This is a genomic window from Streptomyces sp. XH2, assembly GCF_049725035.1.
Taxonomy (GTDB): Bacteria; Actinomycetota; Actinomycetes; order Streptomycetales; family Streptomycetaceae; genus Streptomyces; species Streptomyces roseoverticillatus.
In genome coordinates this window covers 234826-258591 of record NZ_JBMMMZ010000004.1, presented here as the reverse complement: position 1 = coordinate 258591, position 23766 = coordinate 234826, and the positions used below count along the sequence as shown (strand labels likewise).

General features: G+C 74.2%; 18 protein-coding genes, 1 pseudogene and 1 riboswitch. Of the genes and pseudogenes, 13 read left to right on the top strand and 6 right to left on the bottom strand.

Going from position 1 to position 23766, the window contains the following annotated elements:
* Positions 1-194: 194 nt before the first annotated feature.
* The 8 genes from ACOTKD_RS10595 (at position 195) to ACOTKD_RS10560 (ending at position 9818) form a co-directional block, all read left to right on the top strand.
* The gene (locus tag ACOTKD_RS10595) at positions 195-2372 is read left to right on the top strand and encodes a hypothetical protein (RefSeq protein ID WP_424888630.1); all 2178 of its coding nucleotides are present in this window, start codon (positions 195-197) and stop codon (positions 2370-2372) included.
* Positions 2373-2441: 69 nt separating this feature from the next.
* Positions 2442-3992, top strand: coding sequence for a GT4 family glycosyltransferase PelF (gene pelF, locus ACOTKD_RS10590; protein WP_424888629.1), 1551 nt, complete (start codon positions 2442-2444; stop codon positions 3990-3992).
* Positions 3989-5446, top strand: coding sequence for a hypothetical protein (locus ACOTKD_RS10585; protein WP_424888628.1), 1458 nt, complete (start codon positions 3989-3991; stop codon positions 5444-5446). Before pelF ends, ACOTKD_RS10585 begins: the two co-directional genes overlap by 4 nt.
* Positions 5447-5537: 91 nt before the next feature.
* Entirely contained in the window at positions 5538-6539 is a 1002-nt protein-coding gene (locus ACOTKD_RS10580; protein ID WP_424888627.1) for an SDR family NAD(P)-dependent oxidoreductase, read from the top strand.
* 59 nt (positions 6540-6598) lie between these two features.
* Positions 6599-7312 (top strand): nucleotidyltransferase family protein, encoded by a 714-nt coding sequence (locus tag ACOTKD_RS10575; protein ID WP_424888626.1) that lies wholly within the window; start codon positions 6599-6601, stop codon positions 7310-7312.
* Between the two features lie 9 nt (positions 7313-7321).
* On the top strand, positions 7322-8221 hold the full coding sequence (locus ACOTKD_RS10570) for an NAD-dependent epimerase/dehydratase family protein (RefSeq protein WP_424888625.1): 900 nt from the start codon (positions 7322-7324) through the stop codon (positions 8219-8221).
* Positions 8218-8958: a spherulation-specific family 4 protein gene (locus tag ACOTKD_RS10565; protein WP_424888624.1), complete on the top strand. Its 741-nt coding sequence runs from the start codon at positions 8218-8220 to the stop codon at positions 8956-8958. Before ACOTKD_RS10570 ends, ACOTKD_RS10565 begins: the two co-directional genes overlap by 4 nt.
* Positions 8955-9818, top strand: coding sequence for an endo alpha-1,4 polygalactosaminidase (locus ACOTKD_RS10560; RefSeq protein WP_424888623.1), 864 nt, complete (start codon positions 8955-8957; stop codon positions 9816-9818). Before ACOTKD_RS10565 ends, ACOTKD_RS10560 begins: the two co-directional genes overlap by 4 nt.
* Positions 9819-9823: 5 nt before the next feature.
* Here the strand turns inward: ACOTKD_RS10560 and ACOTKD_RS10555 are convergent, their stop codons facing one another.
* Both ACOTKD_RS10555 and ACOTKD_RS10550 read right to left on the bottom strand, forming a co-directional pair.
* Positions 9824-10243, bottom strand: coding sequence for a YchJ family protein (locus ACOTKD_RS10555; RefSeq protein WP_424888622.1), 420 nt, complete (start codon positions 10241-10243; stop codon positions 9824-9826).
* A gap of 82 nt (positions 10244-10325) precedes the next feature.
* The gene (locus tag ACOTKD_RS10550; RefSeq protein WP_424888621.1) at positions 10326-11366 is read right to left on the bottom strand and encodes a YncE family protein; all 1041 of its coding nucleotides are present in this window, start codon (positions 11364-11366) and stop codon (positions 10326-10328) included.
* 242 nt (positions 11367-11608) lie between these two features.
* On the opposite strand from ACOTKD_RS10550, the gene ACOTKD_RS10545 reads away from it, so the two are divergent.
* Positions 11609-12364, top strand: a complete 756-nt coding sequence (locus ACOTKD_RS10545; RefSeq protein WP_424888620.1) for a polysaccharide deacetylase family protein — start codon at positions 11609-11611, stop codon at positions 12362-12364.
* A gap of 111 nt (positions 12365-12475) precedes the next feature.
* Entirely contained in the window at positions 12476-14806 is a 2331-nt protein-coding gene (locus ACOTKD_RS10540; protein WP_424888619.1) for an FUSC family protein, read from the top strand.
* 25 nt (positions 14807-14831) lie between these two features.
* On the opposite strand, the pseudogene ACOTKD_RS10535 reads toward ACOTKD_RS10540, so the two are convergent.
* Positions 14832-15212 (bottom strand): annotated as a pseudogene (locus tag ACOTKD_RS10535) (universal stress protein); the annotation flags it as partial.
* Between the two features lie 46 nt (positions 15213-15258).
* Positions 15259-16794, bottom strand: a complete 1536-nt coding sequence (locus ACOTKD_RS10530) for an FAD/NAD(P)-binding protein (RefSeq protein WP_424888618.1) — start codon at positions 16792-16794, stop codon at positions 15259-15261.
* A 126-nt stretch (positions 16795-16920) separates the two neighbouring features.
* Between ACOTKD_RS10530 and ACOTKD_RS10525 the strand changes: the two genes are divergently transcribed.
* Both ACOTKD_RS10525 and ACOTKD_RS10520 read left to right on the top strand, forming a co-directional pair.
* Positions 16921-18456 carry an MFS transporter gene (locus tag ACOTKD_RS10525; protein WP_424888617.1) on the top strand — a complete coding sequence of 512 codons (1536 nt, stop codon included), beginning with the start codon at positions 16921-16923 and terminating at the stop codon, positions 18454-18456.
* 306 nt (positions 18457-18762) lie between these two features.
* Positions 18763-20007, top strand: coding sequence for a hypothetical protein (locus ACOTKD_RS10520; RefSeq protein WP_424888616.1), 1245 nt, complete (start codon positions 18763-18765; stop codon positions 20005-20007).
* A 5-nt stretch (positions 20008-20012) separates the two neighbouring features.
* Here ACOTKD_RS10520 and ACOTKD_RS10515 read toward each other — a convergent pair whose 3' ends face one another.
* Positions 20013-21095: a carboxylate-amine ligase gene (locus ACOTKD_RS10515; RefSeq protein ID WP_424888615.1), complete on the bottom strand. Its 1083-nt coding sequence runs from the start codon at positions 21093-21095 to the stop codon at positions 20013-20015.
* 344 nt (positions 21096-21439) lie between these two features.
* Positions 21440-21602: riboswitch (cyclic di-AMP (ydaO/yuaA leader) on the top strand.
* Between the two features lie 4 nt (positions 21603-21606).
* On the opposite strand from ACOTKD_RS10515, the gene ACOTKD_RS10510 reads away from it, so the two are divergent.
* Positions 21607-22080 (top strand): C40 family peptidase, encoded by a 474-nt coding sequence (locus tag ACOTKD_RS10510; protein ID WP_106680982.1) that lies wholly within the window; start codon positions 21607-21609, stop codon positions 22078-22080.
* A gap of 94 nt (positions 22081-22174) precedes the next feature.
* Here ACOTKD_RS10510 and ACOTKD_RS10505 read toward each other — a convergent pair whose 3' ends face one another.
* Entirely contained in the window at positions 22175-23245 is a 1071-nt protein-coding gene (locus ACOTKD_RS10505) for a S1 family peptidase (RefSeq protein WP_424888614.1), read from the bottom strand.
* Between the last annotated feature and the right edge of the window lie 521 nt (positions 23246-23766).

The window sequence follows — 23766 nt, the reverse complement described above, 5'->3', positions numbered from 1 at the left end:
CGGGCATCGGTGTCCGGGGCCGTGGGGGGATCCGGCAGGCGGTCGGGTGGGGAGGCGCGACCGCCGGGGGCCGTGCCATGGGGGATCAAGTGGGGATCGATTCGATGTGCGGGCCGCGCCGTCGGCGCTGCGCGCACGTGTCTTTGGACCGGAGGGCCGCGCCGTGCGCGCCGCCGTCCTGGGGGGAGAATCCTATGGGTCGTCCGACCCGTCTTGCCGCGGTGCTGTCCGCGGCCGCTCTGCTCGCCGTCGCCGCTCCGGCCGGCGCTGCCCGTGCGGCCGACCCGGCGCCGAGGATCGACCTGCGGGTCCTCGTCGTGGACGACGGCGGGCCCGCCACGGAGGCGCTGCGCGCCGAACTGGACGGCGCCGGCACGCCGTACACCAAGGTGGACCTGACCAGCAGCAACCGGCAGCGCATCGACGAGGCGTTCCTCAGCGACACCGTCGACGGCAGACCCCGCGCCAGATTCCAGGGCGTCGTGCTGCCGAACGAGAACCCCTTCGGCGCGGACTCGCCGGAGATGGCCGCCCTCGCCACGTACGAGAAGCGCTTCGGCATACGCCAGGTCGACGCCTACACGTACGCGAGCCCCAAGGTCGGTCTCAACAGCCCCCAGGACGGGGGAGGGTACAGCGGCCCCATGGACGGCAAGACCGCGCAGGTGACCGCGGACGGCGCCACGGGCCCCTTCGGCTACCTCAGGAAAAACGTTCCCTTCGAGGACAACGACACCTCCGTCAACGAGAGCTACGGCTACCTCGCCGCGCCCCTCGCGCAACAGGAGCAGGGCGCCACCTACACCAGCTACCTCGACGCGCCCGTTCCCGGCAGCACCGCGCGCGGCTCGCTGATCGGCCAGTACACCCACGACGGCCGCAGCGAACTGGTCGTCACCTTCATCGCCAACCAGTACCAGAGCCAGTTCCGGCTGGTCTCCCGCGGCATCGTGGAGTGGCTGACCCAGGGCGTCCACCTGGGCGCCTCCCGCAACTACTTCGGCGTGCACGTCGACGACGTCTTCGCCTCCGACGACCGCTGGGACACCAAGCGCAAGTGCACCCCCGGCGACGTCGACTGCCCCGGCAACCCCAGCCCCGACAGCCCGCCGATCCGGATGACGGCCGCCGACGCCCAGTACGCCAAGCAGTGGTCGCAGAGCCACAACCTCCCGCTCGACCTGGCCTACAACGGGGTGGGCAGCGAGGAGTTCAAGGCGGAGCACGGCGGGACGTACGACCCGCTGCTCGACCAGCTGCGCACCGACCAGAAGTCCTTCCGCTGGATCAACCACACCTACACCCACGCCTTCCTGGGCTGCGTGCAGAACACCACCGTCGTCCCCTGGAAGTGCGCCACCGACCTCCTCGGCAACGTGCGCTGGGTCAGCCGCGCGACCATCGGCGGCGAGATCGGCAACAACCTGAACTGGGCGGCGCGCCAGGGCCTGAGCCTCGACAGGGACGAGCTGGTGACCGGCGAGCACTCCGGTCTGAGGACCACGCCCCAGCAGCCCAAGGACAACCCCGAACTCGCCCCGTCCCTCACCCAGTACGGCGTCGGCTGGATCGCCAGCGACGACTCGCGCGAGCCCCAGCAGCGCCAGGCCGGCCCCGCGCTCACCGTGCCGCGCTACCCGATGAACGTCTACTACAACGTCGGCAAGGCCACCGAGCAGACCGACGAGTACAACTGGCTGTACACGAAGAAGGCCGACGGCGGCAGCGGCATCTGCGAGAACTCCTCCACGACCACCTGCCTGAAGGCACCGCTGGACGTCAAGACCGGATTCCCGTCGTACATCGTGCCCCTGGAAGCCCGCATCGCCATGGGCCACGTCCTGGCCAACGACCCGCGGCCGCACTTCATGCACCAGTCCAACCTCGCCGAGGAGCGCATCGGCTACAAGGTCCTGGAGAAGGTCCTCGGCGACTACTCCGGCCTCTACGCCGACAGCACCCCGCTGGTCAACCTCCGCATGCGCGACATCGGCGCCGAAATGAGCAAGCGGGCCGCCTGGAGCGCCGCGCTCGCCGCCGGCAACGTCACCGCCTACCGCATCGGCAGCGCCGTCACCGTCACCGCACCCGCCGGCGCGCAGATCACCGCCACCCTGCCCGGCGGCACCGTCCGCAACGACACCGGCGCCGTCTTCGGCGACGCCTACGCCGGCCTGCGCTCCGGCTGGGCCGCCCCCGCCGCCGGCCAGACCCGGCTGGACCTCACCCTGCCCGCGGGCGCCACCCCGGCCGCAGGCGCGCCGGCCTCCGCCACCGCGCGCGTACAGCCCCCGGCCCGCACCGCACTCCCGGTGCCCGAGGGCGTCACCGGCCGCGTTCCGTACGGCCCCGGGGACGCCACCCGGCGCTGACCCGGCCCGCCATCACTCCGTGCCGCACCACCCCATGCACCGCCGACACTGGAGAGAGAACCGAGTTCTATGCACGGACCGCCTGCCGAAACGGCATCCGACACTCCCTCGGTGACGCTGCTCACCGAGGGAACGTACCCGCACAGCCATGGCGGAGTGAGCGTGTGGTGCGACCAGCTCGTCCAGGGCATGCCCGACGTCGACTTCCGGGTGATAGCGGTGACCGGCACCGGCCGCGAACCGCTCGCCTGGGAACTGCCGCGCCACGTCCGGGGGGTGGAGAGCCACCCCCTGTGGGGACCGCCGCCCCCCGGGCGCGCACCGCGCGGCCGGGAGCTGCGCTCCTTCCTCACTGCTTACGAACAGTTCCTGCTGTCCCTCCTGGACCCGGGCCAGGAACAGCACTTCGCCCGCACCTTCTACCGTCTGGCCGACCACGCCGCCTCCGGCGCCCTCTCGGCCGCCCTGCGCGGCGAGGCCGCGGCCCGCACCCTCGTCCGCGTCTGGAACCGCCCGCACCTGCACACGGCCGCGGCCCGTCCCACCCTGCACGACGCGCTGCTCGCCACCGACCTGCTGGAGCACGCGCTGCGCCCGCTCGCGGCGACCCCGCCCGCCGAAGGCGTCACCCACGCCGTCAGCGGAGGGCTGGCCACGCTGCCCGGCCTGCTCGCCCACCACCGGCACGGCACCCCCTTCCTCCTCACCGAGCACGGCATCTACCTCCGCGAGCGCTACCTGAGCTTCCGCGCCGAGCCCTACCGGTGGCCCGTCAAGGCCCTCATGCTGGGCCTGTTCCGGCTGCTCGCCGCCGAGAGCTACCGGCGCGCCTCCCTGGTCACCCCCGGCAACCGCTACAACCGGCGCTGGGAGGAGCACGGCGGCACCCCGCCGGACCGCATCCGCACCGTCTACAACGGCGTCGACCCGGCGGCGTTCCCGCCCGCCGGGCCCGAGCCGGAGCAGCCGACGCTCAGCTGGGCCGGGCGCGTCGACCCCATCAAGGGCCTGGAGACGCTGATCCGCGCCTTCGCGCTCGTCCGCGAGGAGATACCCGGCGCCCGCCTGCGGCTCTTCGGCGGCACCCCGCGCGGCGGCGAGGGCTACCGCACCGCCTGCGAGAAGCTCGCCGCCGAGCTCGGCGTCGGCGAGGCCGTCGTCTTCGAGGGGCGCGTCGACGACATCCGCGACGCCTACGCCGCCGGCAACGTGGTGATGCTCTCCAGCATCAGCGAAGGATTCCCCTTCACCCTCATCGAGGCCATGTCCTGCGGGCGGGCCACCGTCTCCACGGACGTCGGCGGCGTCAGCGAAGCCGTCGGCGACACCGGGCTCGTCGTACCGCCCCGCGACCCCGAGGCCATGGCCCGCGCGGCCCTGAAACTCCTGCACGACCCCGCGCTGCGCGCCGGCATGGGGGAGCGGGCCCGCCTCCGGGTGATCGAGCAGTTCACCCTCCGGCAGACCATCGACGCCTTCCGCGACATCTACCACGACCTCGCCGGCACCCGCCGGCCCGAACCCTTCGAGCGTCCCCGGCGCACCCCGGCCCGCCCCGCGTGGGCCGCCGCGGACGGCGAGAGACCCGTCATGGCCATGGCCGCGGGCGGTGCGGGATGAGCGGCTTACTGCGCCTCGTGCCCGACGAGCCCGAGCCCGCCCACGACCTGGCGGCCGCACCCGCACCGGTGCGGTCCCGGCCGCGGCCCCGCTGGGCGGCCGACCCCGTCGACGCGCTCGCCGAGGAACTGGCGGAGACCTGCGCCGCGGCCGTCCACCCCGACGAGATCGCGGCCGTCCTGGAGGCCGACGGCCTCACGGGCGAGCAGATCACCGAACGCTACGGCCGCGCCGACGCCTTCGAGCTCGCCGCGGAGCTGTACGCGCGCGTCCCCCGCAGCCACCCCGAGCCCGGGCCCCGCCCGGACCCCTGGAAGGCGAGCCCGGGCCGGTTCGTCCTGCGGGCCCTGGTCTTCACCCTGCCCGGCTTCGGCTACTCGCTGGCCGCACCCCTCATGGCCGGCGGCCGCGACGGCTACGGCCTGCCGCGGGGCACCACCGGCCTCGTCGTCTCCGCCCTCGTGGCCTGGGCGTGGAACCAGGCCCTCGCCCACCGCGCCTACCTGCGGCTGGCGACGGGGGGCCGCACCGCGGCGGCCCGCTGCCTGCAATGGGGCGCCCCGCTCGGCGCCCTCCTGGCCGCGGCGACGGCCATGGCCCTGCCCGGCCCGGCCGGGGTCACCGCCTTCGCGGCGGGCCAGGCGCTCTACCTCGCCGCGGCCACGGTGCTGCTGGTCCTCGGCAGGGAGAAGCTGCTCCTGCTCACCCTGGCACCCACCGCCGCCGGGGGAGCGGCGCTCCTCGTCGTCCAGCCGCCCGATGCCGTCCGCACCGGCCTGCTCCTGGCCACCGCGGGCGGCGTGCTCGGCACGGCCGCGTACGAGATCCTGCGCGCCCGCCGGGAAGGGAATCCACCCGAACAGCCCGCCCTGTCACCGCTCGCCTCCGTCCCGTACGGCCTGTTCGGCCTGGGCTGCGGCGTGCTGACGACCCTCGCCGCCCTCGGCGACGTCCTGCGCCGCACCCCCGGCGCGACCACCGCCGGAGCCGCCGTCATCTCGCTCACCCTCAGCATGGGCGTCGCGGAATGGCTGCTCTACCGCTGCCGCGGCACCGCCCTGGCGGCCCTCGCCCGCTCCACCACCATCGCCGGGATGAAACTCGGCGCGGCCCGCATCCTGGCCCTCTGCGTCGCCGCCTACCTCGCGGCGCTCGCGGCGCTCGACCTGGCCACCGGCGCCCTGTGGCCCGGCGGCCCGCCGGTCACCGCCGCGCGCACGGCCGCCCTGCTCGCCCTCGGCGCCGTCCTGTGGACCGGACTGCTCCTCCAGGCCTTCGGCGTCGCCTGGACCCCGGCTCTGCTGTGCCTCGGCGCGGCCGGCGCCGAAGCGGCCGCGCTCGCCCTGCTGCCGGCCGCACCCGTCGCCACCCAGCTCGCCGTCTGTACGGCGGCGGCAGCGGGCCTGCTCGCCGCCGCCACCGCCCTGCTCAGCCGGATCACCACGCACCGCTGACGCACCGTCCGCTCCGACCGCTGCCCTCCGGCACGTCCCCGCTCCGCCGCGGCACCCGCCGCGTTCCGCTCACGCAAAGGGAGACACCGTCATGTCCGCACCCGCACCCGTCGCCGTCACCGGCGCGGAAGGATTCATCGGCTCGCACCTGGTGGAAGCGCTCGTCGCCGCCGGACACCGGGTCCGCGCGATGGTGCAGTACAACTCCTTCTCCTCCTACGGGTGGCTGGAGACCGTCCCCGACGAGGTGATGGACAACGTGGACGTCGTCCTCGGCGACGTGCGCGACCCCGGCTCCGTCCAGGGTCTCGTCGCCGGCACGGAGGCCGTCTACCACCTGGCCGCCCTCATCGCGATCCCCTACTCGTACCGCGCGCCGCACAGCTACGTGGAGACCAACATCACCGGCACCCTCAACGTGCTCGAAGCCGTGCGCCACCTCGGCATCCCGCGCCTGGTCCACACCTCCACCAGCGAGACCTACGGCACGGCGCGGACCGTGCCCATCAGCGAGGACCACCCCATCAACACCCAGTCGCCGTACGCCGCCTCCAAGGCCGGCGGCGACCGCCTCGCCGACAGCTACCACGCCAGCTTCGAGCTCCCCGTCGTCACCCTGCGCCCCTTCAACACCTTCGGGCCGCGCCAGTCCATGCGGGCCGTCATCCCCACCGTCATCGGCCAGGTCGCCGCCGGGGAGCGCACCATCACCCTCGGGGACCTGCGCCCCACCCGCGACTTCAGCTACGTGAAGGACACCGTCGCCGCCTTCCTCGCGGTCGGCACCGCGCCCGCCGCCGACGTCGTCGGACGCACCTTCAACGCCGGCACCGGCGAGGAGATCTCGGTCGGCAACCTCGTCACCCTCATCGGCAAGATCATGGACACCGAGCTGGAGGTCCGCGCCGACGAGGAGCGCATCCGGCCCGCGGCCTCCGAGGTCATGCGCCTGGTCTGCGACGCGACCCGGCTGCGCGCCGCCACCGGCTGGGCCCCCGCGCACACCCTGGAGGAAGGTCTCGCCCGCACGGTCGACTTCTTCCGCGACCCGCTGAACCTCGCACGGTACAAGGCCGGCATCTACAACGTCTGACGCGGCGGCACCGCTCGCCGCCCGTCCCGGCGTCACCCACGCAGAGAGGAACAGCACCCATGCATGTCGTCATTCTTGCCGGAGGCAAAGGCGTCCGGCTCCGGCCCTACACCACCGCCCTGCCCAAACCGCTGGTCCCCATCGGCGAGGAGCACGCGATCCTGGAGATCGTGATGCGCCAGCTCGTCAACGCGGGCTTCACCAGCTGCACCCTCGCCATCGGCCACCTCGGCCACATCATCCGCGCCTACGTCGGCGACGGCTCCCAGTGGGGCATACGCGTCGACTACGCCACCGAGGAGAGCCCCCTGGGCACCATGGGCCCCCTCCTCACCATGCTCGACCGGCTGCCCGAGCACTTCCTCGCCATGAACGGCGACATCCTCACCGACCTGGACTTCGGCGATGTGTACCGTACGCACGTGGCATCCGGAGCCCCGCTGACCATCGCGACCTACGCCCGCCAGGTGAGCATCGACTTCGGCGTGCTGACCACCGACTCCGACAGGGTCGTCGGCTTCGCGGAGAAACCCAGAATGGACTACCGGGTCTCCATGGGCGTCTACGGCGTCTCGCGCGCCGCCCTCGCCCGCTACACCCCCGGCCTCCCGCTGGGCTTCGACGAACTGGTGCTGGACATGCTGCAGGCACAGACCCCTCCCCGCGCGTACGAGTTCGACGGCTACTGGCTCGACATCGGCCGGCCCGACGACTACGACCGCGCCAACCGGGAGTTCTCCCTGCACCGCGACATGCTGATCAAGGGAGCGTGAACGGCAGGCATGCGCATCCTCGTCCTGGGCGGCACCGGCTTCCTGGGCCGGCACGCCGCCGAGCGCCTGCGCGCCCTCCCGGGCGCGCAGGTGCTCCACGCCGGGCGGTCCCCCCGCGCGGACCTCCCCCTCGACCTGGCCCACGGGGACACCGTGCGGCTCGCCTCCGCGCTGCGCAAGGCCGCGCCCCACGCCGTCGTCAACTGCGCGGGCGCCGTGGGCGGCAGCGCCGTGGACCTCACCGGCGTCAACGCCCTGGGCCCCGCGGCCCTGTGCGCGGCGCTCGCCGAGGCCGCACCGAAGGCCCGCCTCGTCCACCTGGGCTCCGCCGCCGAGTACGGGCCGGCCGACCGTCCCCTGACGGAGACCGCCGCCGCCCGCCCCGCCGGCCTCTACGGCGCCGCCAAACTGGCCGGCACCCTCGCCGTCACCGGCTCCGGCCTGGACGCCGCCGTCCTGCGGGTGTTCAACCCCGTGGGCCCCGGTGCGCCCGCCGCCTCGCTGCCCGGCCGCCTCGCCGGGCTGCTCCGCGAGGCCGGGCGGGACGGCCGGGTCCGCGTCGGCGACCTCTCCGCCCACCGCGACTTCGTCGACGCCCGCGACGTGGCCGACGCCGTCGCGCTCGCCGTCACCGCGCCCGGCCCCCTGCCGCCCGTCCTCAACATCGCGGGCGGCACGGCCCGCCCCGTCCGGGCCGTGGCCGAGGCCCTGATCGCCGCGGCGGGCTTCCGGGGCCGGCTCGACGAGGACGGCGCCGGCTCCTCGCGCTCCGCCGCCGTGCCCTGGCAGGAGGCCGACGTCTCCCTGGCCCGCAAGGCCCTGAACTGGTCGCCGCGCCGCTCCCTCGCCACCTCCCTCGCCGACCTCTGGGCCGAGGTCGCCGACCGTCCCGAGGAGTGCGCACGATGATCCCGCCGGGGCCGCCGCCGGGCGGGCGGCTGCTCGTCCCGCTATACGTCCACCCCGCGGCCGACCCCGCGGCCTGGGCCGCCCTGGCCGAGGCCGCGCCCCGGCTCCGCGGCGTCGTCCTCAACACCGCCGACGGGCCCGGGCAGCGGCCCGACCCCGCCTTCTGCGCCGTCGCGGAGCGCCTGCGCGGCGCGGGCGTCCCGCTGCTCGGCTACGTGGACACCGGCTACGGCCGCCGCGCGCCGCGCGCCGTCGTCGGCGACATCCGCCGCCACCGCCGCTGGTACGGCGTCGACGGCGTCTTCCTCGACCAGGTCCCGGCGCACGCCGCGCCGCTGCCCCACTACCGCCGGCTCGTCCTGCTCGCCAAGGCGCTCGGCGCCGGAACGGCCGTCCTCAACCCCGGCACCCACCCCGACCCCGGCTACGCCCGCATCGCCGACCTCCTCGTCACCTTCGAGGGCACCCGGGAGGCCTACCGGCAGGCCGCCGTCCCGACGTGGACCGCGGACCATCCGCCGTCCCGCTTCTGCCACCTCGTCTACGCCGTCCCGCCCGGCGGCGCGGCCGAAGTGGCCCGCACCGCCGAGGGCCGCGGCGCGGGCGTCCACTGCGCGGTCCCGGGCGAGGGCACGAACCCGTGGCGCGAGGCGCCGTGGCTGGACGGCTCCCCGCCCGGGGCGGCCGCATCCGGGCTGCGCGTCGGCGGGCCCTCGCTGCAGGGGAGGACGCAGTGAACCGGCGGCAGCGGCCGTACGCCGTCCTGGCCGCGCTGCTCCTGCTGGCCGCTGCGGCCGGCTGCTCGGCCACGGAGGCCGAAGACGGGCCCGACGACGACGCCGGCGGCACGCCCGCGCCCACCGCCTCCGGCGAGGCCCGCCGCCAAGGCGGGCCGCACTGGCAGCCGCGCCCCGGGCTGCGCTGGCAGTGGCAGCTCGACGGCAAGGTCGACACGTCCGTCGGCGTGCCCGTCTACGACATCGACGGCTTCGAGAACTCCGCCCGTACGGTCAAGGAGCTGCACGACCGCGGCGCCAAGGTGATCTGCTACGTCAACGCCGGTGCGTGGGAGGACTTCCGCACCGATCAGAAGGCGTTCCCCGAGCGGCTGCTGGGGGAGCGGAACAAGGGCTGGAAGGGCGAGAGGTGGCTGGACATCCGCCGCCTGGACGAGCTCCGGCCGATCATGGCGGCCCGCTTCGACATGTGCCGGGAGAAGGGGTTCGACGCCGTCGAACCGGACCTGACGGAGGGATACCGCAACAAGACCGGCTTCCCGCTGTCCGGGGAGGACCAGCTCGCGTTCAACCGGATGCTGGCCCGGCTCGCCCACGACCGCGGGATGGCCGTGGGCCTGAAGAACGACCTCGACCAGATCCCCGCCCTCGTGGGCGACTTCGACTTCGCGGTGAACGAGCAGTGCGCCGAGTTCGAGGAGTGCGAGAAGCTGACGCCGTTCGTCAAGGGCGGCAAGGCGGTCTTCCACGTGGAGTACGCGCTGGAGCCGAAGGAGTTCTGCACGACGGCGCAGAAGCTCGGTCTCAGCTCCATGCGCAAGAAGCTCGAACTGGACGCGTGGCGGGAGCCGTGCCGCTGAGCGGCTCAGACCTCGGCCACGTACACCCACCGGCCGTCCTCACGGACGAAGCGGCTGTTCTCGTGCTGGGAGTCCGCGTGGCCGTGGGCCGTGTAGTGGGCGCGGAACTCGACCGTGCCCTCCTGGTGGAAGGGCGTGCCGTCGGTCGTGCCGAGGATCTCCAGCCCGGTCCACCGCATGCCGGGGTCGAACTCCAGGCTGCCGGGCCGGGTGGTGGAGTGCCAGGTGCGCAGCAGGTAGGCGGCGTCCTGGACGGCGAAGGCGCTGTAGCGCGAGCGCATCAGCCGTTCGGCGGTCGAGGCGGTCCGCCTGCCGTCGTGCAGGGCGCCGCAGCAGTCGCCGTAGGCGGCGTCGAGCCCGCAGGGGCAGGGGGAGTCGGCGGTGACGGCCGGCCGGGGTGCGTGGTGTCTGGTTTTTCCGCTCACCCCACGATTGTGCCCGTTCCCGGCCGGGCCCCGGCCGCCACCCCTGCGGGCGGCCGGGACCGGCGGCCCGCAGGGCGGTGGTTCAGCCGGCCGCGGGGATGTAGGCGAGCCCGTGCGCTCCCGCCTCACCCTCCCGGGCGACCTCCAGGGTGGTGACCACGGCCATCCGCTCCAGGTCCACGACGGTCACCGTGCTGGACATGACGTTGGCGACGTAGCCCGTCCGCCCGTCCGGCGAGGAGGTGATGGTCAGCGGGAACCGGCCGACGGGCACCTGTCCCACGACCTCGTGGGAGCCGGGCGCGAAGACGGTGAGCACCCCGTCCGCCTGGGCGCCCAGCGAGCCGCCCTCGCCCTGCTCCATGCGGAGCTCGCCGGCGAGGACGAGGCCGGAGGCCGTGGTGTGCACGGGGAAGACGACGCCCTCGGTGGGCAGTACGCGCACCACGTCGCCGGTCGCGGCCTCGATCACCCGGATGCCGGGCTGGGCGGAAGGGGCGGTGCGGAAGTCGCCCTTGGGGCCGGCGACGTAGACGTGCGCTCCGTCGGGCGAGACGTCCAGGCCTTCGCTGCCGGGCACCGGAATGCGTTCCACGAACTCGTCCCGCTCCAGGTCCAGGGCGGAGACGAACGCCGCTTCCTTGTTGGTGGACCAGCCGCGGCGGCCGTCCGGGGAGATCGCGAACCAGTGCGGGCCGTCGGCCATCACCGGGATCCGCCCGATGCGCCGGAGGGTGTCCGCGTCGAGGATCACGACGCCGCCCGTGGTGTCGTCGGTGGACTCGACGCTCACGTACAGCCGGCGGCGCTCCCGGTCGAGGGCGAGGCCGTGGGGCCCGTGGTCGGGGCCGAGGTCGACGGTGTCGACGACCTTCCGGGTGTCGGCGTCGATGACGGCGAGCTGCCGGGCGCGGCCCTGGTGGTCGTGGTAGTAGCCGGAGACGTAGGTGGTCGCGCAGTACAGCAGTCTCCGGTCCGGGTCGAAGCACAACTCGTGGGGCTGTGAGGGCACTTCGAGCACGTCGAGCTGCTCGTACGTGGTGGCGTCGAAGAAGGTGACGGTCGGGCCGGTCTGGCTGACGACGGCCAGCAGGCCGCCGCGGGAATCCGTGGTGGTGTTCATGGACCGCATCCTCGGCCGCCCCTTTGGGGGCGTTCCAATGCCGTACGGGCAAGGATGCCTTGTCCTGCGCGCATTCGTGCTGCTCGTGGGCGCCGCGGGCGGTTGACGGAGTGTCGGGGGTCACACGCTTCCGGCCCGGGTGTTCCCGCTGTGTGACTCCGTAGGCGGCGCACTGCTGGCGGTGGCGCGCGGGCGCCGGAATCATCTGAACCCCGAGCCGCGCCCCAAGGGAGGAGTCCCCCGTGCCCCACACGTCCTCCGTGCTCCACACCCTCCGCGTGCGGCCGCCCCTCGTCGCGGCCCTCGCCTCACTGCTCCTGACGCTGTGCCCGCTGCCCGCCTCGGCGGCCGCCCCGCGCCCCGCCCCCGCGGCCCCCCGCGACTACGACCGGACGAGATGCGGCAACGACTCCGGTCGGGTGCTGCTCACGTTCGACGACTGGTCCTACGACCGGGTCGAGCGGGCCGCGGAGGCGGGCGCGTACCTGCGGGGGAGAGGGATCCGCGCGGCGTTCTTCCTCATCAACGAGCAGGCCTCGCAGCACCCGGAGGTCGCCAGGACCCTGCGCCGCCAGGGGCACTGGGTCGGCAACCACACCTGGTCCCACCCGCACCTGACGGGCCTGTCCGAGGAGGCCGCCCGCAAGGAGATCGGCGAGGGCGTCAAGAGCTCGCTGTTCCGGCCTCCGTACGGGGACTACGGTCCCCGGGAGGAGCGGATCGCCGCGTCGCTGGGCGCCCGCGTGTGCACCTGGACGGTCGACACCCTCGACTGGGAGGGCGGGGACGGCCGTTTCCCCGACGTGGCCACGCTCCGCGCGAGGGTCCGCAACGCCCCCGCGGCGGACAAGCGCGGCGGCGTGATCCTCGGACACCTGTTCAGCAGCTTCCCGGACGCCGTGCCGGGCATCGTCGACGACCTGCGGGCCCAGGGCTACTCCCTGTGCCGCAACACCGGCCGCACCACGCCGGTGATCAGGGACCCGCTGCGGTGCTGACCGGTCCGCCGCGCGCCGGGGTGTCGCCTTGAAGCTGACGGGACTTCACTTAATGTGAGGAAACACTATGATCAGCGCAATTGGCACGAAGGTGCCCCGGTGGGCGCGGGCGTGAGCACGCCCGTCCGCAGGCTCCTGCGGCATGAGGGCGTGCCGCAGGCGGCCCGCCGCGCCCTGTGGGTGGTGGCGGCCGGCTGCCCGGGCTTCTACCTCTTCCAGTACGTCACTGCCGACTCCGTCATGGCCCTGTACGCGATGTTCGGGGCGCTGCCCCTGGCCATGTTCTGCCGCGTGCCCGGTCCCGCGCCGCAGCGGACCCGCACCCTGCTCGCCGCCCTGCCCGCCGGCTGGGTCCTCGTCACCGCGGGCACCCTGCTCGCCGTCAGCCCCTGGGCCGCGGCCGCCGGCATGTTCGCCGTCGGCTTCGTCATCTCCTTCTGCGGGGTCGGCGGCCCGCGCCTGACCGGCCTCGCCATGGCCTTCCAGCTCTTCTACGTGCTGCCCTGCTTCCCGCCGTACGAGCCCGGCACCCTCGGCTCCCGGCTCGCCGGCCTGACCACCGGCATCCTCCTGACGGTCCTGGCCGAGCGGTACCTGCTGCCCGAGCCCGACCCCGTCCCCTACCGGGCCGTCCTCGCCCGGGCGGCCGCGGCCGTCGCCGACTACACCAGCGCCACCGCCTACCACCTGGAGGCGGGCGGCGGCGCCCTGGCCGAGCGGGAGGCGGCCGACCGCGCGCTCGCCGCCGCCCGCCTCTCCCGCGTGCCCGTCACCGAGCGCCCCGCCTCGCCCTCCGTGCACGACCGGGCCCTCAACCACACCCGCGCGGCCGTCCGCCACGTGCGCGACCAGCTCGACCGCCTCGCCGACTGCCCCGGCCCCCTCCCCGCCGACCCCGCCGCCGTCACCCTGCTCCGGCACACCGAGCTCTCCCTGCGGTCCGTCGCCGGCGCGCTGCGCTCCGGCACCGCGGACGCCCACCCCGGCCCGCTGCCCGCCGCCCTCGCCGTCTTCGACGACGCCCGCGCCGCCGGGCTGCGGGGCACGGCCACCGAGCGGCTCCGTCAGGACGCCGTCGCCCGGGGGGCGGCCGAAGGCGCCCGGCTGGCCGGCGAGGCCGCCGGCATCGCCCTCGGCAACGGGCCGCCCGCCGGCCACGGCCCGCCGGCCGGGGAGGCGACCCGGCCCCCGCGGCCCGGTACGGACGTCTTCGCGTACGCCACCACGCCCCCGTACCGGCTGTGGTGGCGTCGCCTGCGCGTGCACCTGACGCCCCACTCGGTCCACCTGCAGAACGCCCTGCGCCTGGCCGCCGCGCTGGCCTGCGCCCGGCTGGTCGTCGGCGCCCTCGACCTCTCCCACGGCTTCTGGGTGCTGCTCGCCACCCTCAGCCTCATGCGCACCTCGGCGGCCGACACCCGGGCGGCCCTGCGCCCCGCCCTGACCGGCACGGTCGCCGGGGCGGCCGTCGCGGCCCTCATGCTGTACGCCGTCGGAGACCGGCCCCTCGTCTACGCCGTCGCGCTGCCCTTCGTCATGCTCATCGGCTTCACGGCGGGGCCTCCGCTCGGGCCCGGCTGGATGCAGGCCGCCTTCACGCTCGTCGTGGTCTTCGTCTTCAGCCAGCTCTCCACCGCCGACTGGCGGCTGTCCGAGGCGCGGATCCTCGACGTCCTCGTCGGCAGCGCCATCGGCGTCGTCGCCGGCCTGCTGGCCTGGCCGCGCGGCGGCCGGGGTGAACTGGGGCGCGACATGGCCGACTTCCTCGCCGAGTGCGCCGTGGCCTGCCGCGCCGTGACCGCGCTGCTGGGCGACGACCGGTTCCAGCGCGAGCGCTCCCAGGGCGACCCGCTGCGGCCCGCGCGCCGCGCCATGCACCTCGCCGAGGCCTCCTTCGCCCAGTACTTGACGGAGCGCATGCACCGCGCCCGGCCGGAGCAGCACTGGGAGGCCGCCCTGGCCACCGGGCGCGCCGTCGTGCACGGCGCCGAGTTCCTGCTGATGACCCACCAGGACGGCCTGCGCGAGCCCCTCCCGCCGGGCCCTGCCGCCGCGCTGACCGGCCTCGCGGGGCAGGTGGCGCAGGAGGTGCTGCGGGCGGCCGACTCCGTGCGCGGCGGCGGGCCGCGCGAGCCCCGTACGACCGTCTCCCGCTATCCGGCGGAGGAGTCCGGTCCGCTGCGGCGCGCCACCGAGGGGCAGCCGGGCGTCAGCGACGCCCACGTGCTGCTCATCGTCGACACCGAGGCGTGGCTCACCGGCGTGGCCCACGACGCGGTGCGGACGCGGGCGGCTCCGGCCCGGAGGGACGTGCCGGCCACACGTCGAGCAGACCCGCCGGAATCGTGGCCGGGGGCCGCGGACGGCGCGTGGCACCGTCCTCCTCCGGTGCCTCCCCGGTACGGGGGTGGACGACCAGGACCGGGCACCGGGCGTGCCTGAGGCAGTGGCGGCTGACCGAGCCGTGCACCAGCCGGTGCACCGGGCCGTGGCTGCCCGCGCCCATCACCAGCATGTCGGTGTCCCGCCTCGCGCACGCCACCAGCGCCGGCCCGGCGTCCGCGCGCACCACGCGGGGGCGCACCGGCAGGCGCCGGGCGTCCTCGCCCAGAGCCCTGCGGCAGGCCCGTGACAGCTTGTCCCGGGCCGCTCGCTCCCAGTGGGCGCAGACGTCGGGCGGCGCCGGCTGCACGGCGTCGGCGGCCTCGCCGCCCGGAGGCTGCCAGGCGAGCACGGGGCAGAGCACGGCGCCGTGGTGCGCCGCTTCCTGAGCGGCCTGCCTGAGGGCGGCCAGACTGCCCGCGGAGCCGTCCACTCCGACGACGACGCGCGTCACGTTCTCCGGCATGGGCCCGGTCCTTTCCCTTCGAGGTCCTTTCGCTCCTCGGCCCACGCTAGGAAAGACGGCCTCCGGACGACATCGGCCGTATGGCCGAAATGCCCGAAAAGGTGGAATCGGGGACCGGCTCCGTCAGCCGGTCCGCGACCTGCCCGGCCTGGCGGACCACGTTCCGCAGGTGATTGGCGAAGGGGATGCGGACGTGCGTGCCGACCCCCACCACCCACACGCGCTGCGCCGCCGCCCCCGGCTCCCTCCGTACCCGCAGGTCCGCCTCCAGCCGGCCGACGGCCGTGCCTCCGGCGGGCGCGCCGTCCAGGTGCAGGGCGGTCCCCTCCCGGTCCCAGTGCAGGACCGGCCGCTCGAAACCCGTGGCGTTGACGACGTAGTCGTACGTCTCCGGCGCGGCCCCCGAGCGCTCCACGTGCCACAGACCGCCCTCGAAGGAGACGGCCCGCGGATACGGGCGGGCCAGGCGCAGCATCCCCGAGTCGAAGTGCGCGAGCAGCCGCCGGGCGTTCACGCGGGCCAGCGCCGTCGCGTACCGGTCGGTCAGCCCGGCGAACTTCGCCGACAGCTCCTCCAGCCGGCCCGCGGGCAGCTCCGGGGCGAGCTCGATGACCCGCTCGATCAGGGGAACGATCACGTCCGGCCAGGCACAGGCGCCCGCCTCGGCCAGGGCGGTCTCCTCGCGCAGCCGCTGCACGGGGTCGCAGGCGCGGGAGACCTGCCGGCGCAGCGGGCGCCGGTCGTGCAGCCGCACCGCCTCCACGACGCACCGCACCAGGCGGTCCTCCAGGTACGGGTCCGCCGGGTCGAGGCGGGAGATGCGCTCCAGCGGCGGGTATGCGCGCAGCGGTGCGGCGAGGGACTCGCGCACGGCGGGCAGCTTCCCCGACGGCGAGGAGAGGGTGGCGCGGTGCCCGTCGCGGCACAGCAGGAGCGCCGCGTCGGTCGCCGACTGGTGGCTGCCGAGGACAAGCACCCGGGAGCGCGGGCGCAGGCCCTGCCGGATCCGGCTCGCCGGGTAGGGGCTGTCGAGGTAGCGCGGGTGGTGCCGGAACTCCGCGAAGCCGCGCGGGACGCGGGGGCGCTGCACGCCGGTGCAGACGACCACGTCGTCGGCGTACAGCTCCTGGCCCGTGCTCAGCCGCACCCGGTGGCCGCCGCCGTCCGCCTCCGTGCCGATGGTCTCCGCCGAGGCCCGTACGTGCTCCACGGTGATGCCGGACCGCCCGGCCTGCTCCCGCGCCCAGGCCGCGCGGTCCGCGCAGTACTCGGCCATGCGGGCGCGGGGGACGCAGTCCTTCGCGGAGCCCGGCCGGCCCTGCGCGCGCAGGTGGTCGACGAAGTCGCCGGGCCGGTCCGCGAGGAGCGAGTTGAGCTCGGCGGCGGAGTTGCACAGCAGCAGCGGGTCCTCGTCCCCGAACGCCAGCCCCCAGCCGGCCGGGCGGGGATCCACGACGCGGACGGACCGCACGGGGTGCGGCGGGCGGCGGCCGGCGAGCGTGCGGACCAGCTGCAGCAGCAGGCTGGTCCCGGCGACCCCGCCGCCGATGACGACGACCTCCCGGCCGGTGTCACCCTTCACATCCACCGCCCTCCTCCCGGCTCTCCCTCCCGGGTCCGTAGAGGGCACACTGCCCAGCCGGCCGGTCCGCGGAACCCGCCCGGCCCTCCGGATGCGGGCCGCCCACCCGGCGGATACGTTCCGGCTGTGGACCGTATCTCCCCCGAAGGCCCCTCTGAGCAGGCGCAAGCCGATCCCGCGCGCTGGGCGATGCTCGCCGTCCTGTGCGCGAGCCTGCTGCTCGTGGCCATGGACGCCACCATCTTGAACGTGGCCCTGCCCTCGCTCATCAAGGAGATGCGGCCCGACGCCCTCGAACAGCTGTGGATCATCGACATCTACGGGCTGGTCCTCGGCGGCCTGCTCGTCACCGCGGGCGCGGTCGGCGACCGCTTCGGCCGCAAACTGCTGTTCACCACCGGATTCACGGTCTTCGGCGCGGCCTCGGTGCTCGCCGCCACGGCCGGCCTCACCGACAGCGTCCTGCAGCTGATCGCCGGACGCGTCCTGCTCGCCGTCGGCGGGGCCATGGTGATGCCGTCCACCCTGTCCCTGATCCGCACGATCTTCCCCGACCCCCACGAGCGCACCCTCGCCATCGGGATCTGGGCCGCCGTCGCCGGGGCGGGCGCCGCGATCGGCCCCCTGGCCGGCGGCCTGCTGGTGAACGCCTTCTCCTGGTCGGCGGCGTTCTGGGTCAACGTGCCCGTCGTCCTGGTCACCGTCGTGGCGGCCGTCCTCCTGCTGCCCGAGTACCGCAGCCCCTCCCACCACGGCCTCGACCTCGTCGCCGCCCTGCTCTCCGTCGCCGGAGTGGTCCTCACCGCCTGGGGCATCAAGCACCTCGCCGGCGGCTTCCGGCCGGTCGACCTCGCCGCCCTGCTCGTCGGCTTCGCGGCCCTGACCTGGTTCGTCCGTCGCCAGCTGCAGTCCGCCGACCCGCTGCTGGACGTCCGCCTCTTCGCGAGCCGCCCCTTCCTGGCCGCTGCCCTCGCCACCCTCATCGCCATGATGGGCATCGGCGCCGCCCTCTACCTCATCTCCCTGTGGCTGCAGTACGCCCGCGGCCACGACGCCCTCGCCGCCGGCGTGCGCACCCTGCCGGTGGCCCTCGCCCTGCTCGCCTCCTCGCTGCTGACGCCGTGGATGCTGCGCCGCACGGGCGTCCGCACCGTCCTGACGGTGGGTCTGGCCGCCCTGCTGTGCGGCTTCGCCCTCCTCGCCGGCGCGCCCCAGCCGCTGGGCTACGGCGTCGTCGCCGTCGCCCTCGTCACCTTCGGCATCGGCGACGGCATGGCGATCACCGCCGCCGCGGCCGTCATGGTCGCCGCCGTCCGCCCCGAACGCGCCGGCCAGGCCGGTGCCGTCTCCGAAAGCGCCTACGAACTGGGCATCGGCTTTGGCGTCGCCCTCCTCGGCAGCATCCACGCCGCCCTCTTCCGCTCCGGCATGCCCACCGGCCTCCCGCCGGCCGCACGGGAGTCGGTGGGCGGCGCCGACCAGGCCTCCCGCGCCCTCGGCCCCGCCACGAGGGAGGGCCGCGCCCTGCTCGCCGCGGCGAGAGCGGCCTTCGACGACGCCCTGCGGACCACGTCGCTGGTGTCGGCGGTCATCGTGGCGGCGGCCGTGGTCCTGGCGGCGTTCCTCGTCCCGAAGGGCTTCCGCGTGGACTCGGCGCACTAGGAGTTTTTCCTCACTCGCCGTTTGTGATGCAGCGCGCAGGCGCTGACGGTTCTTATACGGCGGTGATCGGCCGTTGATCCGGTATCCAGGGTGTAGGGAGCATGATTCGCGGTCCTCTGTTTTTTCGTCCTGCGACCTTTCGTGGTCTGAATTCCGTGACCGTGCAGGCCCTCGACAGCGCGGGCGGCACGAACGGTCGGCCGAATGGGGGGCGCCTGCCGGCGCTGCGGGCTGTCCGCGGCGGGCCGCCGGTTCCTGCTGATAGATCGGCAGGGTCAGGTGTGACGCGGAAGGAGCGAGCCGTCGATGGGTGAGTCCGCGGCAGCGGAGACGGTGCCGCCGTCCGTTGGTGCGAGCGTGGCGCGGATCGCCGTGGCCTGTGCCGGGGCCGTGCCCGCGGTCGTGGTGCGGCTGAGCGGTGCCGAGCTGCCGCCGGGCGCGGCCGTGGCCGTGTTCGGGCTGGGGGTGCTCTGTTCGGCGCTGCTGTTGATGTGGGCCGCGGAGACGGCCCGCGCGGACATGGCCGGAGCGCTCGCGCTCGCCCTGCTGGCCTTCATCGCGGTGCTGCCCGAGTACGCCGTCGACCTCTACTTCGCCTACGCGGCCGGATCCGATCCCGCCTACGCCGCGTACGCGGCGGCCAACATGACCGGCGCCAACCGGCTGCTGGTGGGCGTCGGCTGGCCGCTCGTCGCGCTGGCCGCCGCACTGGCGCTGCGCCGCAGGGGCGCCGCCCCGGGGCCGGTCGTCCTGGAGCCGCACCGCCGGATCGACGTCGCCTTCCTGGCCGTGGCCGCCGTCGTCGCCTTCGTCATGCCGCTCACCCGCGAGATCGGCTGGTACGTACCGGTGGTGCTCATCCCCTGGTACGGCTACTACCTCTACCGGATCGCGAAGTGCTCCACGGGGGAGATGGAGGAGCTCGTGGGCGTCCCGGCGCGGCTGGCCGTACTGCCGCGGTCCGGGCGGCGCACTGTGACGGCCGTGCTCTTCGCGGGTGCCGCGGCCGTCGTCTTCGCGTGCGCCGAGCCGTTCGCGCACGGGCTGGTGGAGGCGGGCGCCTCACTCGGCATCGACCGCTTCGTGCTGGTCCAGTGGCTGGCCCCGCTCGCGTCCGAGGCCCCGGAGCTGATCGTCGCCGTGGTCTTCGCCTGGCGCATGCGGGCCGGTGACGGCCTCGGCGCGCTGCTGTCCAGCAAGGTCAACCAGTGGACGCTGCTGGTCGGCTGCCTGCCCCTCGCCCACGCGCTCGGCGGGGGAGGGGCGGCCCTGCCGCTGGTCACCCGTCAGGTGGACGAGGTCGCCCTGACGGCCGCGCAGACCGTCCTGGCGGTCGTCGTCCTGCTGGACCTGCACTTCGTCCGGTGGGAGGCCGCAGTCCTCTTCGTCCTCTTCGCGGTGCAGTTCGCGCTTCCGGGAGAGTACGCCCGGGAGGTGCTGACCTACGTCTACCTGAGCCTGGCGGCCCTGCTGCTGACGAGGCGATGGCGCCACCTCCCGGACACCGGGCGGGCCCTGGGCGGGCGGGTCGCGGGGGACCCGCACTTCTGACCTGCCTACGGCTCAGAGATCAGCTCCGTCACCGCCTTCAGCCCGTCCGTCGCCAGCGCCCGGCGCTGCCGGTCCGCCCCGGTGCCCCGCCGCAGCAGGCGGCTGACCAGCGAGCTCACCTGCCGGGTGTCGCCCGACTCCTCCAGCGACTGCCCTATGTGGGCGAGGAGGCCGCGGACGACGTCGTGCGCGCCGTGGCGCCGGCCCGTGGGGTCCACGAGCACCCCGTCGAGCCCGTGCCGGGCGGCGTGCCAGTTCGCGGCGGCGAGCAGCTCCGGCAGGCAGGGCACCGGGGGCCGCCCGGTCTTCTCGTCGCGGATGGCGGTGGCGACCAGCCCGCGGACGACGCCGGCGAACATGACGGAGTCGTCGGCCCGCAACTGCACGTCCAGGCAGCGCACTTCGATCGTGGGATAGCGCTCCGAGAGCCGTGCCGTCCAGTACAGCTGGCCCCGGTCCGCGATCGCCCCGGCCGTCTGCAGCGCCTCGATGCGCTCCTCGTAGTCCGCGAGGCCGTGGAAGTACGGGGGCGGGCCGCTGACCGGCCAGCGGCTGTAGACCACGGTCCGCCAGCTGGAGAAGCCGGTGTCCTGGCCGTTCCACAGCGGGGAGTTGCCCGCCATGGCGACGAGGACGGGCAGCCAGGGCCGCACCCGGTTGAGGACCGCGACACCCGTCTCGCGGTCGGGGATGGCGACGTGGACGTGCATCCCGTGGACGAACTGCTCGTCCACGAGCTGGGCGGCACGCGTCCGCATCGCCAGATAGCGCGGGTTACCGGTGACCGGGATGGGCTCGGGGCCCGAGCACGGCGCCGTACCGCAGGCGGCGATCCGGCAGCCGGACCGCTTGGCGGCGGAGCTCAACGCGTGGCGCAGCCGCAGCAGGTGCCGGCTCGCCTCGGCGAGATCGGAGCAGACCGGAGTGGCAACTTCCACCTGGGCCTGCAACAGCTCCGCCTGAATCTCCCGCTCGTTCACGACCGGATCCAGGTCGACCGCCGCCCGGACCTCGTCGGCCAGGGGAACCGGCAGTGCGGTGGCCGGGTCGAGCAGAAGATACTCCTCCTCGATCCCTAGGGTGAGCATGCCGTAGGGCTACCCTCGGGCCCTCGCGGCGAACCGCACGGACCCCGCCGCCGCTGCTTTCTGACGCAAAGACGCCCTGCCGCGACCCCGCTCACCTCGCCTTCCGGGCCTTGCCGAGGTGACTCGAATCAGTTCTTCAACTGCCTTTTGATAAACGGGATTTCCCGCCACTCGTGATGCCGGGTAACACCCCGGTTCCACGGGGCGACGCGAAGTGAAGAAGTTCACAGAAGCACCTTTCGGCTCCGAATTCCGGCGGTCCGTGATGCAGGATCGTGCATCGAACAACAAGATCCCGTCACCGAGGCGGGCGACCCGGGCGGACGCCGAGTCCTGCCGCCGTACCGGGTGCGGAGCAGAAGCGAATGGATCGGCAGGAGCGGGAGACCCGAGCACGGCGGACCACGATGGCGGTGGTCCTTGGGGTGAAGCCATTTCAGGTGGCCGGGCAACTTCGACAGCCCGAACCCGACAGGTCATCTTTCGCAGGCGGATGACGAAGGGTTTTGGCATGTCTGCGTTCCCTGGCATATCCACGCTCATGTCCCGCGCCGGTGCCGCCTCCGTGGTCACCGCCGCCACCGTGACCGCGTCCATGCTGCTCCCCGGCATGTCGGCCGAGGCGAGTGCGGCCACCCCGGGCGCCGCCGCCCTGAAGGTCGCGGCCTCCAAGCAGGGCTCCCCCTACCAGTACGGCGCCGCCGGCCCCAACCGGTTCGACTGCTCGGGTCTCACGCTCTACTCGTTCAAGAAGGTCGGCAAGAACCTGCCGCGCACCGCGGCCGACCAGTACAACAAGACCCGGCACATCTCCTCCGGCTCCCGCCAGGCGGGCGACCTGGTCTTCTTCCACTCGGGCAGCAACGTCTACCACGTCGGTATCTACGCGGGTAACAACAAGATCTGGCACTCGCCCAAGCCCGGCACCTCGGTGCGCCTGGAGAAGATCTGGTCCGGCAGCGTCTGGTACGGCCGGGTTAACTGACCCCGGCCGGACGCGGCCGAACCGGGCCGGGGCGACCCCACCCCGGCCCGGCGACCTCCAAAGAGCCCTGTGCGGGCGTCCCCGGAGGAGTGCGTCAGGGCAGCTGCGCCCCGTACGCCTGCAGGGCCTCCGGTACGGGCTGGAAGAACGTCTCGCCGCCGGAGGAGCAGTCGCCGCTGCCGCCCGAGGTGAGGCCGAGGGCGGTGTCGCCGGCGAAGAGCGCGCCGCCGCTGTCGCCCGGCTCGGCGCAGACCGAGGTGCCGATCATGCCCTCGACCGCGCCCTCCTGGTAGTTGACGGTGACGCCGAGGGCGGTGACCTGGCCGTCGTGGACGCCGGTCGTGCTGCCGCTGCGCTGCACCGTCTCGCCGACGGTCGCTTCCCCGGCCTTGGCGATGTTCTGCGTGCCGCCGTCGTAGAGGTCCACCGCGCTGGGGTGGGCGATGGACGAGGTGTAGCGCACGAGCGCGTAGTCGTGGCCGGGGAAGGTCGAGCTCTCGGTCACCCCGATCTGGGCGCCGCCCTGCGTGGCGGACCAGGTTTGCGAGGCGTTGCCGCAGTGCCCGGCCGTGAGGAAGTACGGCTTGCCGCCCTTGGTGACGTTGAAGCCCAGGGAGCAGCGCACGCCGCTGCCCCAGATCGCGTCGCCGCCCGCGATGAAGGGGCGGAACGTCCCGGCCGTCGTCCGCACGGCCACCTTGTCGCCGAGGCTCGCGACGACCTTGTCGAGGCGGTCCTTGCGGGCGCCGGTGACGGTGCTGTCGGCGGTGACGACCACCTTGTTGAGGCGCGGGTCCACTGCCCAGGCCGTGCCCGGAATGGACGCATCCGACTTCAGCGTCCGCCGGGCCGAGGCGAGCTCGGCCGCGGAGTGGCGCACGATTCTCGGGTCGGCGCCGGCGGCCCGCACCCGAGCGGCCGCCCCCTCGTCGAGGACGCCGACGACGAGCCGGCCGCTCCCGGCGTCGTAGTACGTGCCGGCCGAGTCCGCACCCAGGTCGGCGGAGATCTTCCGGGCGAGCTCCGAGGCCTGCGGCGACGAGAGCTGACGGGGCGCCGGTGAGCTCGCGTGCGCGCTGGGGAGCGTGAGCGCCGCGGCCGTCAGGGCGACCATCGCCGCCCCGGCGGCGGCCGTACGGCGCGTGGAGATGCAGGAACGTTTCACTCGTGGCCTCCTGTGGGGGAGTGCCCGGCGGCGCGACGGACGCCCGGGCGTGATGGAGGAGGTGCGTACGTGCGTGCGTTGTGCGTGTGAGTGCTGGATGCATGTCGTGCGCGTGCGTACTGCGTGTGCGTCGTGCGCGTGCGTGCTGCGCGTACGTCGTGCGCCCGCCTGACGCGCACAGGCCGGACATGGTGCGCGACAGGCCGATGAGATCGTCGCGTCCATGTCAAGAACGGTATACGGGCGAGTATCCCGAGGCGGCGAGCGGAAGTTCAAGAGCGACATTCGGTCGTGCGAACGGTCCCGGCGGGAGACCTCCGGCGGCTCACGCGTACCGGAAGCCTTGCTTCTGAACGGGGGTGACGCGTACGGACGGCGGCCGGGCGGTGAGCGGACGACGAGGGGGGCGCCTGTCCGGTATTCGCTCTCCGCAGGCCCTGGATACCGGGGCCCGGGGGCGTCCTTTGCACAGTTTTAACGGCCGGGGACGGCAGAACGCCTGCACAAACAAGGCCGGGGCC

Coding starts and splice junctions, on each gene's coding strand:
- ACOTKD_RS10595 (WP_424888630.1), top strand. CDS start 195: ATGGGTCGTCCGACCCGTCTTGCCGCGGTGCTGTCCGCGGCCGCTCTG.
- pelF (WP_424888629.1), top strand. CDS start 2,442: ATGCACGGACCGCCTGCCGAAACGGCATCCGACACTCCCTCGGTGACG.
- ACOTKD_RS10585 (WP_424888628.1), top strand. CDS start 3,989: ATGAGCGGCTTACTGCGCCTCGTGCCCGACGAGCCCGAGCCCGCCCAC.
- ACOTKD_RS10580 (WP_424888627.1), top strand. CDS start 5,538: ATGTCCGCACCCGCACCCGTCGCCGTCACCGGCGCGGAAGGATTCATC.
- ACOTKD_RS10575 (WP_424888626.1), top strand. CDS start 6,599: ATGCATGTCGTCATTCTTGCCGGAGGCAAAGGCGTCCGGCTCCGGCCC.
- ACOTKD_RS10570 (WP_424888625.1), top strand. CDS start 7,322: ATGCGCATCCTCGTCCTGGGCGGCACCGGCTTCCTGGGCCGGCACGCC.
- ACOTKD_RS10565 (WP_424888624.1), top strand. CDS start 8,218: ATGATCCCGCCGGGGCCGCCGCCGGGCGGGCGGCTGCTCGTCCCGCTA.
- ACOTKD_RS10550 (WP_424888621.1), bottom strand. CDS start 11,366: ATGAACACCACCACGGATTCCCGCGGCGGCCTGCTGGCCGTCGTCAGC.
- ACOTKD_RS10520 (WP_424888616.1), top strand. CDS start 18,763: ATGGGTGAGTCCGCGGCAGCGGAGACGGTGCCGCCGTCCGTTGGTGCG.
- ACOTKD_RS10515 (WP_424888615.1), bottom strand. CDS start 21,095: ATGCTCACCCTAGGGATCGAGGAGGAGTATCTTCTGCTCGACCCGGCC.
- ACOTKD_RS10510 (WP_106680982.1), top strand. CDS start 21,607: ATGTCTGCGTTCCCTGGCATATCCACGCTCATGTCCCGCGCCGGTGCC.